Annotated in this window: 11 protein-coding genes; 2 read left to right on the top strand and 9 right to left on the bottom strand. The window is 56.0% G+C overall.

Annotated elements, in window-relative coordinates; genetic code table 11:
- Position 1: 1 nt before the first annotated feature.
- Positions 2 to 1,603 carry a cytochrome-c oxidase, cbb3-type subunit I gene (gene ccoN, locus ACTYEO_RS00400; protein ID WP_449322205.1) on the bottom strand — a complete coding sequence of 534 codons (1,602 nt, stop codon included), beginning with the start codon at positions 1,601 to 1,603 and terminating at the stop codon, positions 2 to 4.
- Between the two features lie 199 nt (positions 1,604 to 1,802).
- Between ccoN and ACTYEO_RS00395 the strand changes: the two genes are divergently transcribed.
- On the top strand, positions 1,803 to 2,642 hold the full coding sequence (locus ACTYEO_RS00395) for a universal stress protein (RefSeq protein ID WP_449321732.1): 840 nt from the start codon (positions 1,803 to 1,805) through the stop codon (positions 2,640 to 2,642).
- 46 nt (positions 2,643 to 2,688) lie between these two features.
- Here ACTYEO_RS00395 and fnrL read toward each other — a convergent pair whose 3' ends face one another.
- The 6 genes from fnrL to ACTYEO_RS00365 all read right to left on the bottom strand — a co-directional run bounded on the left by fnrL (position 2,689) and on the right by ACTYEO_RS00365 (position 10,128).
- Complete coding sequence (gene fnrL, locus ACTYEO_RS00390) at positions 2,689 to 3,435, bottom strand: transcriptional regulator FnrL (protein WP_449321731.1); 747 nt, start codon at positions 3,433 to 3,435, stop codon at positions 2,689 to 2,691.
- Positions 3,436 to 3,601: 166 nt separating this feature from the next.
- Positions 3,602 to 5,197: an ABC transporter ATP-binding protein gene (locus ACTYEO_RS00385; RefSeq protein ID WP_449321730.1), complete on the bottom strand. Its 1,596-nt coding sequence runs from the start codon at positions 5,195 to 5,197 to the stop codon at positions 3,602 to 3,604.
- Positions 5,194 to 6,336 carry an ABC transporter permease gene (locus ACTYEO_RS00380; protein WP_449322204.1) on the bottom strand — a complete coding sequence of 381 codons (1,143 nt, stop codon included), beginning with the start codon at positions 6,334 to 6,336 and terminating at the stop codon, positions 5,194 to 5,196. The genes ACTYEO_RS00385 and ACTYEO_RS00380 overlap by 4 nt, the downstream gene beginning before the upstream one ends.
- A gap of 30 nt (positions 6,337 to 6,366) precedes the next feature.
- Entirely contained in the window at positions 6,367 to 7,524 is a 1,158-nt protein-coding gene (locus tag ACTYEO_RS00375) for a microcin C ABC transporter permease YejB (RefSeq protein ID WP_449321729.1), read from the bottom strand.
- A 5-nt stretch (positions 7,525 to 7,529) separates the two neighbouring features.
- Positions 7,530 to 9,437: an extracellular solute-binding protein gene (locus ACTYEO_RS00370; RefSeq protein WP_449321728.1), complete on the bottom strand. Its 1,908-nt coding sequence runs from the start codon at positions 9,435 to 9,437 to the stop codon at positions 7,530 to 7,532.
- A 166-nt stretch (positions 9,438 to 9,603) separates the two neighbouring features.
- Positions 9,604 to 10,128: a c-type cytochrome gene (locus ACTYEO_RS00365; protein ID WP_449321727.1), complete on the bottom strand. Its 525-nt coding sequence runs from the start codon at positions 10,126 to 10,128 to the stop codon at positions 9,604 to 9,606.
- Positions 10,129 to 10,237: 109 nt separating this feature from the next.
- On the opposite strand from ACTYEO_RS00365, the gene ACTYEO_RS00360 reads away from it, so the two are divergent.
- Positions 10,238 to 11,068, top strand: coding sequence for a prephenate dehydratase (locus ACTYEO_RS00360; RefSeq protein ID WP_449321726.1), 831 nt, complete (start codon positions 10,238 to 10,240; stop codon positions 11,066 to 11,068).
- A 177-nt stretch (positions 11,069 to 11,245) separates the two neighbouring features.
- Here the strand turns inward: ACTYEO_RS00360 and ACTYEO_RS00355 are convergent, their stop codons facing one another.
- Both ACTYEO_RS00355 and ACTYEO_RS00350 read right to left on the bottom strand, forming a co-directional pair.
- Positions 11,246 to 12,106 (bottom strand): hypothetical protein, encoded by an 861-nt coding sequence (locus tag ACTYEO_RS00355; protein WP_449321725.1) that lies wholly within the window; start codon positions 12,104 to 12,106, stop codon positions 11,246 to 11,248.
- Between the two features lie 359 nt (positions 12,107 to 12,465).
- Positions 12,466 to 14,604: an esterase-like activity of phytase family protein gene (locus ACTYEO_RS00350; protein ID WP_449321724.1), complete on the bottom strand. Its 2,139-nt coding sequence runs from the start codon at positions 14,602 to 14,604 to the stop codon at positions 12,466 to 12,468.
- Between the last annotated feature and the right edge of the window lie 151 nt (positions 14,605 to 14,755).

The raw sequence follows: 14,755 nt of genomic DNA, 5'->3' as shown, positions 1-14,755 counted from the left end.
CTTATTCAGCCGGAGCCATGGCAGGAGCGGCACCTTGGGCCTCCCCTTTGCGCACGGTCATCCAGAGGTTTACAGCCATGATCACCGCACCGCTGAGATACATCACCCCACCCAGTCCTCGGATCACATACATTGGAAATTTGGCAGCGACGGTGTCAGCGAAGGAATTCACAAGGAAGCCCTGCGCATCCACTTCACGCCACATCAGCCCTTCCATGATCCCCGTCACCCACATCGAGGACGCGTAAAGAACGATCCCGATCGTGGCCAACCAGAAATGCCAGGACACAAGGCGCAGCGAATAGAGCGCCTGACGGTTCCAGAGCTTTGGAACAAGATAATAAAGCATCCCGAAGGTGATCAGCCCGTTCCATCCAAGCGCACCGGAATGCACATGGCCAATAGTCCAGTCAGTGTAATGCGACAGCGAATTCACCGCACGGATCGACATCATCGGCCCCTCAAAGGTCGACATGCCGTAGAAAGCCAACGAGGTCACCATCATCCGTAAAACAGGATCGGTGCGCAGCTTGTCCCAAGCGCCCGAGAGCGTCATCAAGCCGTTGATCATCCCACCCCATGAGGGCATCCAAAGCACGATCGAGAAGACCATCCCCAAGGTCGAGGCCCAATCCGGCAGGGCTGTATAATGCAGATGGTGCGGGCCCGCCCAGATATACAAGAAGATCAACGCCCAGAAATGGATGATCGACAGCTTGTAGGAATAAACGGGGCGCTCGGCCTGTTTGGGCACGAAGTAATACATCATCCCCAGAAAGCCCGCCGTCAGGAAGAACCCGACCGCATTATGGCCATACCACCATTGGGTCATCGCATTCTGCACGCCCGAGAACAGCTGGACAGACCGCGACCCGAAGATCGAAACAGGAATAGAGATATTATTGACCAGATGCAGCATCGCCACGGTGACGATGAAAGACAAAAGGAACCAGTTTGCGACATAAATATGTGGCTCGCGGCGGTTCAGCAGCGTGCCAACATAGACCGCCAGAAACGCCACCCAAACCAAGGTCAGCCAGATATCAACATACCATTCCGGCTCGGCATATTCTTGGCTCTGCGTGGCCCCCAGCAAATATCCAGTTGCCGCCAAGACGATGAAGAGCTGATAGCCCCAGACAACGAACCAAGACAGCCCGCCCCCCCACATCCGAACAGCCGATGTGCGCTGTACAATATAGAATGACGCCGCAATTAAGGCATTGCCACCAAAAGCAAAAATCACCGCCGAGGTGTGCAAGGGCCGCAATCTACCAAAATTCAGATAGGGCTGCGCCCAATCAAAATTGAGCTGCGGAAAGGCAAGCTGGAAGGCAATAAATGTACCCGCCAGAAAGCCCACCAAACCCCAAAACACCGTCGCAATGACCGCCGTGCGAACGGGGCCATCCATATATTCATCCTTGGGTGCGGGATGTTTCGGCTCGTCGATTTGGCGCAGCTGCCACAAAAACATGCCTGCCGCGACAAGCATCACGAGAATCGCATGCACCATATAGGGCAGGTCTCGTGCATATTGCGCCGCAATTGCGGCCAGAATGGCAATCAAGCCAAGAACCAGAAGTTTAAAGTAATCGAGCATCATATGTCCCCTCGCCTATCCCTCGGGTTTGGCTCCTGTTCGAAAGCCAGCCGAGGGTTTCATCCCCTCTCAATTCGCGCAAAGCGGCAGCGCTGACCTTGATCCATGTCAAAACCTCGCAGGCTTTGTGTTGACGCAGGTCAAACCCTTGCCGCGCGATGGCGGCTAGCATTCAGGGGACCATTCAAGGAGAAGCGATATGGCCTATAAATCGATCCTCACCGTCCTGACCGATGATCAAGATGTAGATCGGGTTCTTGATGCCGTGATCCCCTTTGCCCGCGCCGCCAATGCACATCTCGATGTTCTGTGCTTGGGCGTGGATCACACCCAAACAGGCTATTATTTTGCAGGGGCGACCGCGCTGGTGCTCGATGACGCCTTGGAGTTCACGAAACAAGAAGCCCTCAAGCTTGAAACAGCCGTGCGCACGCGACTGCATAAATCCGAGATTTCATGGGGCGTAGAAGCCATCGTGACCCAGACCACAGGCCTAAGCACGATCGTCTCCCGCCGGGCGCGTTTCGCTGATCTCGTGATCCTGTCCAAACCTTATGGCGAGGGGCATGGGGCCGATGATCCGGCGGTGGTGGAGACCGCTATGTTCCAAGGTCAGGCGCCTGTTCTGATTCTGGCCGATGGCACGCCATTGCCGAGCAAGCCGAAACAGGTCGTGCTGGCATGGAACGAGTCGCCCGAGGCCCTCAGCGCCGCGCGGCGCGCACTGCCTTTTCTGAAAATGGCCAATGAGGTCAGCATCCTGATCATCGGGGCCGAGCGTCACAGCGCCGGCGTGGCTGATCCTGGCATGGCGCTGGCAACATGGCTCAGCCGCCACGGGATCAAAGCCGAGATATCGCTTGTCGCGCAAACCCTGTCGCGCGTATCAGACCAGATCAACCGCTTCGTGGAAGACCAGAACGCCGATTTGCTGGTGATGGGGGCCTATGGCCATTCGCGTTTCCGCGAAGCAATCCTAGGGGGCGCGACACGCAACCTTCTTGAGCACGCCACAGGGCCCGTTTTTCTGGCGCATTGAGGTATTCATGAATTGGGCGCGGCCCAATATGGTGCTGTACCCCGCGCTACTCGAGCGCCCCGTCATCCACATCATCACCTGTTTCCTCCAAGAGGCGGCTAAATTCAGGAATAACAATCCGGCGCTTACCAACCAATTCAATAATGCCATCCTTGCGCAACGCCGTGATCTGGCGGCTGACCGTCTCGATGGTCAGCCCCAGATAATCAGCCATCGCTTCGCGGGTCAGTGGTAGCTCAAAGCTGAACGCGCCCTGCATAGGTTGGTTCAACAATTGCGCATCACGACGGGCAATAATCGACAAAACACTGGCGATCTTTTCACGCGCGGTCTTGCGCCCCAAAAGCAACATCCACTCCCGCGCTGCATCCAGCTCATCCAGAGACATCTCGAGCAAGCGCTGGCTGACATGGGGTGTGCTCTCCAGCATCTGCTGAAACGGGACACGGCGAAAACAACACAGAACCAAATCCGTCACAGCAACCACATCATAGGGCGCATGCACACGGTTCGGACGGCCAAGGAAATCCGATGGCAACAAAAGGCCAACCATCTGGCGCCGCCCGTCTTCCATGGTCTGCGTCAAACTCGCAACACCCGTCACAACCGAGGCCACGAATTCCATCTTGTCCCCAGCCCAAGCAATCGTCTGCCCCGCCGAAAAATTCCGATAATATTTGATCGCATCAAGCTGGTCCAATTCATCAGGCTCACAGCGTGAGCAGACCGCACGATGCCGGATCGGGCATCCCGAACAATCCTGATTTGAAATTGAGAAGCTACGATTTAACATTCGGACCACCATACGCGATCAAGGGATGCGCCACGCGGGCGCAAAATTCATCCATCCCCTATGCAATAAATACCTAACCCAAGCCCAACCCCTGCGCAACGCGCAAAGCCTGCCGCTCTTTCGGGCTGGTTTTCATCTTTCTACAAATACGAAAATCCCGACGGCGCTAGGCCACGCTATCCCCACCAAATGCGGCAGCCATCAGCGCGCGCGTATATTCGGTCTGGGGGTTCGAGAATATCTCATCGCGCGTGCCTGCCTCGACGATATCGCCTTGCTTCATCACCATCACCTTATGGCTTAGCGCGCGTACCACTTTGAGGTCATGACTGATGAACAAATAAGCCAGCCCATGCTTACGCTGCAAATCGCGCAGCAACTCTACGATCTGCACCTGCACCGTCATGTCCAGCGCCGATGTCGGCTCGTCCAGCACCACAAGGCGCGGGTTCAAAATCATCGCGCGCGCAATCGCGATCCTTTGGCGCTGACCGCCCGAAAACTCATGCGGATAGCGATCCATCATCGCAGGGTCGAGGCCCACTTCATGCAGGATCTCAGCAACCATTTCACGGCTATCCTTGCCAGCCGCCGTGCCATGCACATTCAAGCCTTCGCTCACGATCTGTTCAATCGTCAAACGCGGGCTGAGCGATCCGAACGGGTCTTGGAAAACGATCTGCATATCCTTGCGCAAAGGCTTCAGCGCCGCTGATTTCCAACTCTGGATATTCTGCCCCAGAAAGACCACAGGGCCTTCCGAGCTGATCAGCCGCATGATCGCCAAGGCCAAGGTCGTCTTGCCTGAACCAGATTCGCCAACAATTCCCAATGTCTCGCCTTCGCGCACTGAAATCGTCGCGGCATTCACCGCTTTGATATGCCCGACCGTGCGCCGCATCAGCCCGCGGGTGATCGGGAACCAGATGCGTAGGTCTTGGGTCGAGACAATCTCGCTGGCGCCGTCAGGCACGGGTGCAGGCTGGCCCGAGGGCTCCGCATCCAGCAAGGTTTTGGTATAGGGATGCCGGGGGTTTGCAAAAATCTCAGCGGTTTTGCCCTGCTCGACGATCTCGCCCCCTTGCATCACGCAGACACGGTCGGCAATGCGGCGCACGATCCCCAGATCATGGGTAATGAACAAAAGGCTCATCTTTTCCGAGCGTTTCAGATCGGCCAGCAATTCCAGAATTTGCGCCTGAATGGTCACATCAAGCGCTGTTGTCGGTTCATCGGCGATCAGCAAATCAGGACCATTGGCCAAAGCCATCGCAATCATCACGCGCTGGCGCTGCCCGCCGGAAAGCTGGTGCGGATAGCTTGATAACCGCGTTTCAGGGTCGCGAATACCGACCTTGGTCAACAGCTCAAGGATCCGCTCGCGCGCGGCCTGCCCTGACAGCCCCTGATGCAGCGACAGGCTTTCACCCAATTGCTTTTCAATCGGATGCAAGGGGTTCAGCGATGTCATCGGTTCTTGGAAAATAAAGCTGATATCATTGCCCCGCACACGCCGCAGGCGTGTCTCGGGGGCATTTACCATCTCGTCGCCCCGATATCTGATTGACCCACCCAGCACCGCGCTATCGGGCAGCAAAGCCACCGATGAAAGCGCCGTGACCGATTTGCCCGAACCCGACTCGCCCACCAAAGCGACCGTTTCGCCTTCCTCGACATGGAAGGACACACCCCGAACCGCATGCGTCTCCATTCCGCTCTGGCGGAAGGTGACAGTCAGGTTGTCGACCTCAAGCACATTCATTGGAAAGTCTTTCTCGGGTCAAAGGCATCGCGCACGCCTTCAAAGATGAAGACAAGCAAGGACAGCATGATCGCAAAGGCGAAAAACGCCGTGAAGGCCAACCACGGGGCTTGCAGGTTATTCTTGGCCTGCAAGGTCATCTCGCCCAATGACGGGGCCGAGGAGGGCAACCCAAAGCCAAGGAAATCCAGTGCGGCCAAAGTGCCGATTGTGCCTGTTACGATGAAGGGCAGGAAGGTCAGCGTCGCCACCATGGCATTGGGCAGAACATGGCGGAAAATGATCACGCGGTTCGACACGCCAAGCGCGCGCGCCGCCCGCACATATTCGAAATTCCGTGCCCTGAGGAATTCGGCCCGCACCACGCCAACCAGCCCCGTCCATCCAAACAGCACCATCAAAAACACCAGCGTCCAGAAATCGATCGTGAAAATCGCCCCGATGATGATGATGATATAAAGGCTCGGGGTCGCGCCCCATAGCTCGATGATCCGTTGAAAAAACAAATCGATCAAACCGCCAAAATACCCCTGAATGGCCCCTGCCGCGATCCCGATTACCGAGGTCAGAACCGTCACGATCAAGGCGAAGCTGATCGACAGGCGAAAGCCATAGATAACCCGCGCAAGGACATCGCGGGCGGTGTCATCGGTGCCAAGCAAATGATCGCCATCAGGCGGCGAAGGGGCGGCGCGCCCGATATCATTGACCGTGTTGTAGCTATAGGGGATCAGCGGCCATAAAACCCAACCTTGATCCACGGCCTCACCCTCGAACATGCCGCTTTCTTGAACCTCGGCGATCACGCCTTCGGGGTCATCCCAGCATGTATCCAGCCCGCCCGAGATGATCAGGCATTCCACCTCGATATCGCGGTAGACGGCCTCGGTACGGAAATCTCCGCCGAACTCGGTCTCTGCGTAGAAATTGAAAATAGGCGTGTAATAGGCACCTTCGAACTTCACCAGCAGCGGCTTGTCATTGGCGATCAACTCGGCCCCAAGGCTGATGACATAGAGCAGCGAAAAAATGATCAGGGACCACAGCGCGCGCCTGTTGTTTTTGAAATTCTGCCAGCGCCGTCTGTTTAGCGGCGAAATCCACCCTTTCCGCTCGGGCGGGAGAGGGGGCGCTGCCATATCCTGTGTATTATCGGGAAGGGCCATGGCTCAGGTCTCCCGCGTCTCGAAATCGATGCGCGGATCGATCCAGACATACATCAGATCCGAGATGATACCGACAATCAGACCGATCAGGCCAAAGACGAAAAGCGTGCCGAAAATCACAGGGTAGTCACGGCTGACCGCAGCCTCAAACCCAAGCCTGCCCAGACCATCCAATGAGAAGATCGTCTCGATAATCAGCGAGCCGCCAAAGAACACACTCACGAAAACGGCAGGAAAGCCCGCGATCACGATCAGCATCGCATTGCGGAATACATGGCCATAGAGCACGCGGTTTTCAGGCAGCCCCTTGGCCTTGGCCGTCATCACATATTGCTTCTTTATCTCATCGAGAAAACTGTTCTTGGTCAGCAAGGTCAGCGTCGCAAATGCCGATATGGTCGATGCCAGAACAGGCAGCGTGATATGCCAGAAATAATCCCCGATTTTGGCCAGCAGGCTGAGGTCTTCCCAATTATCCGATGTCAGCCCCCTCAGCGGGAAAATCTGGAAATAGGAGCCGCCTGCAAACAGCACCAAAAGCAGGATCGCAAACAAAAAGCCGGGGATCGCATAGGCCACAATGATCAAGCCCGAAGTCCATGTGTCAAAGCTGGTGCCATCGCGCACCGCCTTGCGGATGCCAAGCGGGATCGACACGAGATAGGCAATCACAGTGGACCAAAGCCCCAATGTAATGGAGACAGGCAGTTTCTCGATGACCAGATCAACAACCGAGATCGAGCGGAAATAACTCTCGCCGAAATCGAAACGCATATAGTCCCACATCATCAGGAAGAAGCGCTCCAATGCGGGAATATCCTCGCTCACGCATTCATCCGCGCGAAGATCAGGTTCGCCCTGATAGCCATCAGTGCAAACGATCCGCGCAAAATTGAACTCGATCTTGAGCGAGTCGAGAAATTGCGGGGGCAGGCCTCGGCCGCCCTGATAATCCCCTCCAGCCGCATCCAGCTCGATCTCGCCCGCCTCATTGCCGCCGCCCGAGATACCCGCGAAAACATCGCCTTCGCCCTCAAGCTGCGCCAAAACCTGTTCGATCGGGCCACCGGGCACGAATTGAACAAGGGCAAAGTTGATCACCATCACCCCGATCAGGGTCGGGATGACAAGCAGCAGACGTCTGAGGATATAGGCGCCCATAGAGTTCAGAAAATTCCCTGATCACGCAAGGCTTGCTCGGCCTCGGGATCGACCCACCAGAAATCCAGAAAGCCAAGCGAATAGGGCGGCAAGGCTTCGGGGTAGCGGTACATGTCGTAATAGGCGACCCAGTGGTTAGGGTTATACCATTGCGGCGCACGGAAGACATGGGCTCGTAAGACACGGTCCAGCGCCTGCACGGCGGGGGTCAGCTCTTCTTGGGTTTCAGCGTCAACCACCGCTTCGATCAAGGCATCAACGCCTTCATCGGCCAAGCCCATCACATTGAACAGCGACTCATCTGCGCCAATCGACCCGAAATACTGGCGCAGCGAAGAACCAGGTTCATAGGACATCGGGAAATGATCTGTCACAATGTCGAAATCGGCGTCGCGCTGGCGTTGCTGCAATTGCGCGTTATCCACCCGCGTCAGCACCGCGTTCACGCCAATGGCGCGCAGATTCTCGACATAGGGGTTGATGATCCGGTCAAACAAGGTGCTGGAATTCAGGAATTCGACATCCAGCGTGTCCCCCGCCGCATTGCGCAGCAAACCGTCATCACCGGGAACCCAGCCTGCCTCTTCCAGAAGGGCGATGGCGCGGCGCGATTGGCGACGGTCCAGCGTGCGGTCTGGGTTTGACAGCGGGGTGGCGAAAGCTTCTTCCGTGAATACACGTTCGGGCAACATATCGCGAAGTGGCTCCAGAATGGCCAATTCCTCGTCACTTGGCAGGCCCGAGGCCGCAAGCTCGGTATTTTCCCAGAAGCTCACATTCGGGGCATAGAGCCCGTAGAACAAGGTCTGGTTTGTCCATTCGAAATTGAACATCAGCGCCAAGGCCTCGCGCACGCGGACATCCTGAAATTTCTCGCGGCGCAGGTTGATTGCGAAACTCTGGCCCGAACTGATCGTGCCATCATGCAATTCCTCGCGCAGGACGATCCCCTGCTCAAGGCGCGGGAAATCATAGCCCGTGGCCCAAGATTGCGAGCTGGATTCCTGACGGAACAGATAATTGCCCGCCGTGAATCCTTCAAAGGCCGCAATCGCATCGCCGTAATACTCGATACGAATGCTGTCAAAATTATTGCGCCCGATATTGATGGGAAGATCGTTGCCCCAATAATCACGGTTACGCTCATACACGACCCGCTGCCCAGGCTCGACCTCGGCAAGCGTATAGGGGCCTGAGCCGATCAGAGGCTCCAAGCGGCTATCTTCAAAGGCCAACCCCGAGGCGTCATGGCTGGCGCGGCTGAACACGGGCAGACCACCCGCCGCTTGAATGCGCCCACGCAGCGGCGCGTCAGGGTTGAAGTCATAGCGAATGCGCCGTTCATCCAGCACTTCGGCCGAGGCGATCGTGAGGGGGATAGATGCGCGGAAACTTGGCAGGCCTTCGTCGCGCAGAATTTCATAAGAGAACAGCGCGTCATCCGCCGTGACAGGCGTGCCATCCGAGAATGCAGCCCCTTCGCGGATCGTGAAGATCACGTATTCGCGGCCCTCAGGGTAAGCGATGCTTTCGCAGAGCAGGCAATAGGAAGAGCCGATCTCATCCGCCGTTGACGTCAGCATCGCTTCGAAAAAGACATTCGCCAGAACCGCCGCGCGGCCAACGCGCGTGTAGGGATGCATTGAATCGAACGAGCCCGAGGACCACGCAAAGGACATCTCGCCACCTTGGGGCGCATCGGGGTTCACGTAATCAAGATGTTCGAAATCAGGGCCGTATTTCGGCACCCCGAATGTCGAAAGGGCATGAGTGACAATCAGATCATCGCTTTGCGCGCGCGCGGCCCCTGCAAATAGGGCCACAGCAAGAATAGGCAGAACCGCCCAACCGAACAAAATATCGGAACGAAAGCGGGAGGCGGCTTTGGCCTCGACTGGTTTGCTGCGCATCATGTCCTCCGGATCTTTGAAAAATCTCAAACCAATATGTGGTGCGCATTACGTTAAGGACCACCCATGCCTGCACACAAGTTGATATTCTGTGATCAACGCATTCTTGATGCAAAAAGAAAGAGCCGCCCTGATAGGAGCGGCTCTCATCTGTGATTATTTTCCAAGCTTAGTTGGTGATCGTTGCCAGATAGGCGATCAAGTTCGCACGATCTTCCACGTCACGCATGCCGTTATAGGACATGGCCGTGCCAGGTGCGTATTCGCGTGGGTTCTCGATAAAGGCGCTGAGGTTCTCAGGGGTCCAGTCGCCATCTTGGCCCATAAGAGCGTCGGAATAGCCAAAGCCTTCTGCCGAATGCTTGGCGCGGTTCACAACACCGTGCAGGTAAGGCCCAACACCGTTCACGCCTGCTTCCAAGGCGTGGCAGGCAGAACACTGACGCCAAAGGCCTTCGCCTTCAGCCGCATCTGCATTTGCATAGACATCAGCGAATGCAACTTCGATGACTTCTTCAGCTTCTGCAGGCGCTGCTTCTTCAACTTCGATAGGGTAACCGGCCACATGGTCGTCATCGTGAGAGTCTATACCAACATGGTACAGACCTTCAGAAGCCCAACCGGCCAGCAGGAAGACAAGCAAGGCTGCACAGAGCGAGCCGCCGATCTTGGTGATGGTCATTGTGTCAAACATCGAGAATCCCGTTATCATCTACTGATTTGGCGGCTATCTATTACCTTCCCTCATACCTTCGCAAGGTGTAGGAAGCGCGACGAAACGCCCATTTGGAAGAAAATACCCAATGAAAGCCCGTATCGCATTTCAGGGAGAGCTTGGTGCCTACTCCCATCAGGCCTGCCGAGAAGCCCGCCCAGACCTTGAAGCAATGGCCTGCGCAACCTTTGAGGATGTGATCGAAGCGGTGCGCTCGGGCGAAGCGGAACAGGCCATGGTTCCAGTGGAAAACTCCACTTATGGGCGTGTGGCCGATATCCACCGCCTGCTTCCCGAAAGCGGTTTGCATATTCTGGATGAGGCTTTTGTGCGCGTCCATATCAACCTGCTTGGCCTGCGCGGTGCAAAATTGGCGGATGTGGAGGAGGCCTATAGCCATCTGGTCTTGCTGCCACAATGCGCAGAATTCTTGCGGAGCCATGATATCAAAGGCCAAGTCAGCACCGACAATGCGCGCGCCGCCCGTGATGTGGCGGCTTGGGGCGACCCAACCAAGGCCGCGCTCGCCTCGGAGCTTGCAGGCGAGATTTACGGGTTGGACGTTCTGGCCCGCCATATCGAGGACCATGACCGCAACACCACGCGCTTCCTGATCATGTCGCAAAACGCCGATATGACGCGCCGCGCCGAGCGGATGATGACCACCTTCGTTTTCCGCGTCCGCAATATTCCCGCAGCGCTCTATAAGGCGATGGGGGGCTTTGCGACCAATGGTGTGAACATGACCAAGCTGGAAAGCTATATGGTCGGCGGGTCATTCACCGCGACGCAATTCTATTCCGATATCGAGGGCCACCCCGAGGATGCCTCGGTCAAACTGGCGATGGAAGAGCTGGACTATTTCACCTCCGAGATCAAAATTCTGGGCACCTACCCCGCCGACCACGCCCGCGATTGAGCGTTTCGGCCGTCGTGAGGTGGGATGTAGGGAGGTGAGGTGATTGGGTTCTCACTGCGAAAGTAGCAGGTCGTGGCATCGCGGTTTAGGTCTGGTTTGAGCCCATTCTACCAGCTTTCTGTATCACAACGAGTGTCTGCTTATAACTCGTGTCCGTCGCGGGGGCAGGTAGTTTTCTTATTGGCAATCAGTAGCCGCGGTTTCTAACCGATGCCTCTGCAAAGACAGATTTTGCGACAACGCTGTGTATTCAAAAACGATTCTCGCGCCTCGATCTACCAAGTCTCGAAAGAGAGGATCGGAACAAACATTTCGATGCACAATCGCACTCATCAAAGGTTCGAACACTTCAGTACTTAGATCAGCAGAATTCCCCGTGAGGGAGTACTCTAACAACAGCGTATTGCCATTTGCCGCCACAGCCATAAGCGTGGTTTCAGCATCGACGGGCTGCGGCGCATTCGAGTCCAAGATAGCAGCCTGAACCCGAACGGCGCGACCAATGGGCAAATTTGCGACATTCACAGCGGCATTTCGGTTCGTGTTGTCAAAGACGACTCTGACAAACGAGCCGACAAAAACAAGCGCAACAGCAGCAACCGCGAATGCTACAACTCTCCCCGCAAGTGCTGCCTTCGCCCTCTGGTCAATACGCGTTCGATCTCCGGGCTTTTTGAAAATCAATACGAGACAAAGGATTGGGATCACAGCCATAAAAGCATAGCCCGTATCGCCATAGGCATCAACAGCACGTCGCCGCGCCGCATAGGCGAGGAGCGCCATAAAAATTGCCGTCACTGCCAACCAAACGATTGCAGCTGTATCTACATCTTCTGCTGCTACCAACAAGAATACCGACGGTAATACGGTAAAAGCCATGGCGGTAAGAAGATTAACAACTCCAAAACCAAACCTATTCAAAGGCTTCGGGCGTCCTGACACAGACTCAATTATTAAAAGCGCGACAACAAAAAGCCCCGCAACAATCAGAAACCTAGTAAAAAAATTGTTCGTTCCAAGAATAACAAATTCAGCCAACGCTAAGCCCTTTCAATACGCATTTTCTTGTGACGCCAAAACTTGCATCGCTACTCCACAAATCCAACTGATTTCTGAACGACTTCGCCACCAGACATACCGATAGGCGGCGCAATGACGGCTTTGGGGCGCGTTGTTCACCCGAGCGGCACTGAACAGCGAGCGGAGAGTAACTTGGCCAGCATAAAGCAAACCGCCGCGAAGCGGGTTCGCCATGCCGCGGCCCTGCGCTGCGCGGCTTTCCAGCAGATCCAATATCTCTTCACCCCATCATACATCCCCAACAAAAAGCCCCCCGCAAATTCCTTTGCGGGGGGCTTCTTTTTCAACCCCTTCTCTCGAAGGGTCGCGAAAGGGTGTTACTGCGCGGGGATCGCGAAGAACATTGTCTCGCCGGAATGATCGTCAACGCCGTCATTATCCGTAGAGACCCACATGGTGCCATCTTCAGCAATCGCCAGACCTTCGACCTTGTCGAGGACATAGCCACCTGTCGATGTCAGATAGGGCAGCAGGTCGACGACCAATTCGGTCTCCAACACGGCTGGTGTCTCGCCAAGGGCGACCATGCCAGCCATCTGATCCATCGACACGCGCGTGATCTGCTTGGTGACAGCGGCTTCACCATGCTGGTTATCGCGCTCGATGAAATACATGTAATCCCCATGAGCCACGATCTCAGACAGACCAACCCAGCCTGTTTCAGGCGCGGTCAGCGGGTAATGGGCAACGCTCCATTCCTCGGTCTCGAGGTTGTAGCCAAGAACCTTGGCGTGGTTCTCGGGATCATCACGCCATTCACGCTGCACAGCGATATAGAGCATGTCGTCAACGCGGGTGATGCCTTCAAAGCCGAAGCGGCGCTCAACCGCCAAAAGCTCCTCGGGAAGCGCGATGTAATCTTCAATCGCGCCATCCGCGCCCACATTGTAGATCGCATGTGGAACAAGACGGTCTGAGCGCCCTTCAGAGGCGATCCAGAAACCACCTTCACCATCCAGAGCAATGCCTTCCATATCCATCAATTGCGCTGGCTGCCCTTCACGGGTCACGCGGATTGCATCAACGATTTGCGCAGGTGTCTGGCTGACATCGATGTGGAAGATGGTGGGCTGCATGCCATAGAAGCTGTCGGACACGGCGTAGATCGTGCCATCCTCGGCCATGACCTGACCCGAGATCGCGCCCCAACCTGTCAGCTCGTCCATGCCGGCGCTGGTCAGATGTGGGTAGGTGGCAGGTGCGTTCTGATACTCAAAAAGCATGACATGGGCGCGTGGGCCCGCATCATCAACTTCATTGGCCGAGACCAGAAGATTGCGCGAGGGGATTGTGACATAACCCTCAGGCCCGATACCCGATGGCAGAAGCTGCTCGAGCACAGGGTTTGCAGGATCGGTCACATTATACACACCAACAACCGAGGAGCGTTCCGCACCGATGAAGACATAAGGCGTGTCTTCGTAAACGCCGAAGGTCGCGCTTTCAGGCTCGACACCTTTATTGCCCGAACGCTCTTCGGGGTAATGGCCGATTTCCACGATGGCGTATTCAAAGCTTGTTCCGCTTTCATAGATTTCAACACCGTCCTGACTGAAGATGGTCCAGCCACGGCTGCCGCCATCCATATCGCCTTCATTGGCTATGGCGACATGCGTGTTGTCGATCCAAGTGATCGCATCAGGCTCACGCGGAACAGTGATCGTGTCGCTGAAAATCAAGGCGCCTTCTTCGTCGGTATCCACACCTTCCAAGGTGACTTCACCTGCGGAGAAATGGCTCAAGACCTCACCAGTCGAGGAGACAACAACGATGTGGTTGTTTTCCTGAAGGGTGACAACGATCTCGCCTTCTTCGTTGATTGCAACGAATTCGGGCTCGGGATCTTCTGGGGCGACATCAGCCAAGCCTGTCAGGTCAACGCGGATTTGCGCGTCGCAATCCATGGAGCTGCCTTCAACGGGCTGGATCGCCAGATAACCTGCAGGCATTTGGCCAACGCGGCCATCGCCCAAATCTTCATCGCGCTCATTCTCGATCGCGACCGCAACAAAGCTGCCATCGGTGGAGACGGCGACACTGTCAGGCTGACCACCCAGATCACAATCCATGATGGCTTCACGGCTTGCTACATCAAACACCTGCAGGTGGCCCGAAGGATCGGTATAGCTCTCGGAGGTGTTGATCCCGACAAAAGCGGTTGTGCCATGGACGGCCACGGCAGTTGGCTCACCATCCAATTCGATGGCACCGGCAGGCTGTGGGTTTGCCGCATCGCTGATATCGATAAAGCCCAAAGCGCCCGCAGGGCTGTCGGAATAGACCAGCGTCATACCATCGCCAGTTACAGAAATAATCTCGGCCGAGCTTTCTTCCGCCTCGGGCGAGTTCTGGTGCACGGGGAAAGACGCAATACGGTTGAAATTCATATCTTGGGCCAAAGCTGGCCCTGCGATCAGTGCGAGGCCAGTTGTGGCCAACAACACGCGCTTGTTCATCGGAATATCCTCTCAATTGAACAGAAGAGAGTTTCCGACTGCCCGATCAAGGTGACAGGCATGCAACACAATGATGACACTCAGATGAAGCATGCGGTCATCACCGCGTAGAGATTGGCCAGTCGCGCGCTCCGTGCCCCCCCCCTGCCAA

It is taken from the genome of Rhodophyticola sp. SM2404 (assembly GCF_053570515.1).
This window is presented reverse-complemented; position numbering and strand designations above follow the sequence as displayed.

Coding starts and splice junctions, on each gene's coding strand:
- ACTYEO_RS00370 (WP_449321728.1), bottom strand. CDS start 9,437: ATGATGCGCAGCAAACCAGTCGAGGCCAAAGCCGCCTCCCGCTTTCGT.
- ACTYEO_RS00365 (WP_449321727.1), bottom strand. CDS start 10,128: ATGTTTGACACAATGACCATCACCAAGATCGGCGGCTCGCTCTGTGCA.
- ACTYEO_RS00380 (WP_449322204.1), bottom strand. CDS start 6,336: ATGGCAGCGCCCCCTCTCCCGCCCGAGCGGAAAGGGTGGATTTCGCCG.
- ccoN (WP_449322205.1), bottom strand. CDS start 1,603: ATGCTCGATTACTTTAAACTTCTGGTTCTTGGCTTGATTGCCATTCTG.
- ACTYEO_RS00395 (WP_449321732.1), top strand. CDS start 1,803: ATGGCCTATAAATCGATCCTCACCGTCCTGACCGATGATCAAGATGTA.
- ACTYEO_RS00385 (WP_449321730.1), bottom strand. CDS start 5,197: ATGAATGTGCTTGAGGTCGACAACCTGACTGTCACCTTCCGCCAGAGC.
- ACTYEO_RS00350 (WP_449321724.1), bottom strand. CDS start 14,604: ATGAACAAGCGCGTGTTGTTGGCCACAACTGGCCTCGCACTGATCGCA.
- ACTYEO_RS00375 (WP_449321729.1), bottom strand. CDS start 7,524: ATGGGCGCCTATATCCTCAGACGTCTGCTGCTTGTCATCCCGACCCTG.
- fnrL (WP_449321731.1), bottom strand. CDS start 3,435: ATGTTAAATCGTAGCTTCTCAATTTCAAATCAGGATTGTTCGGGATGC.
- ACTYEO_RS00360 (WP_449321726.1), top strand. CDS start 10,238: ATGAAAGCCCGTATCGCATTTCAGGGAGAGCTTGGTGCCTACTCCCAT.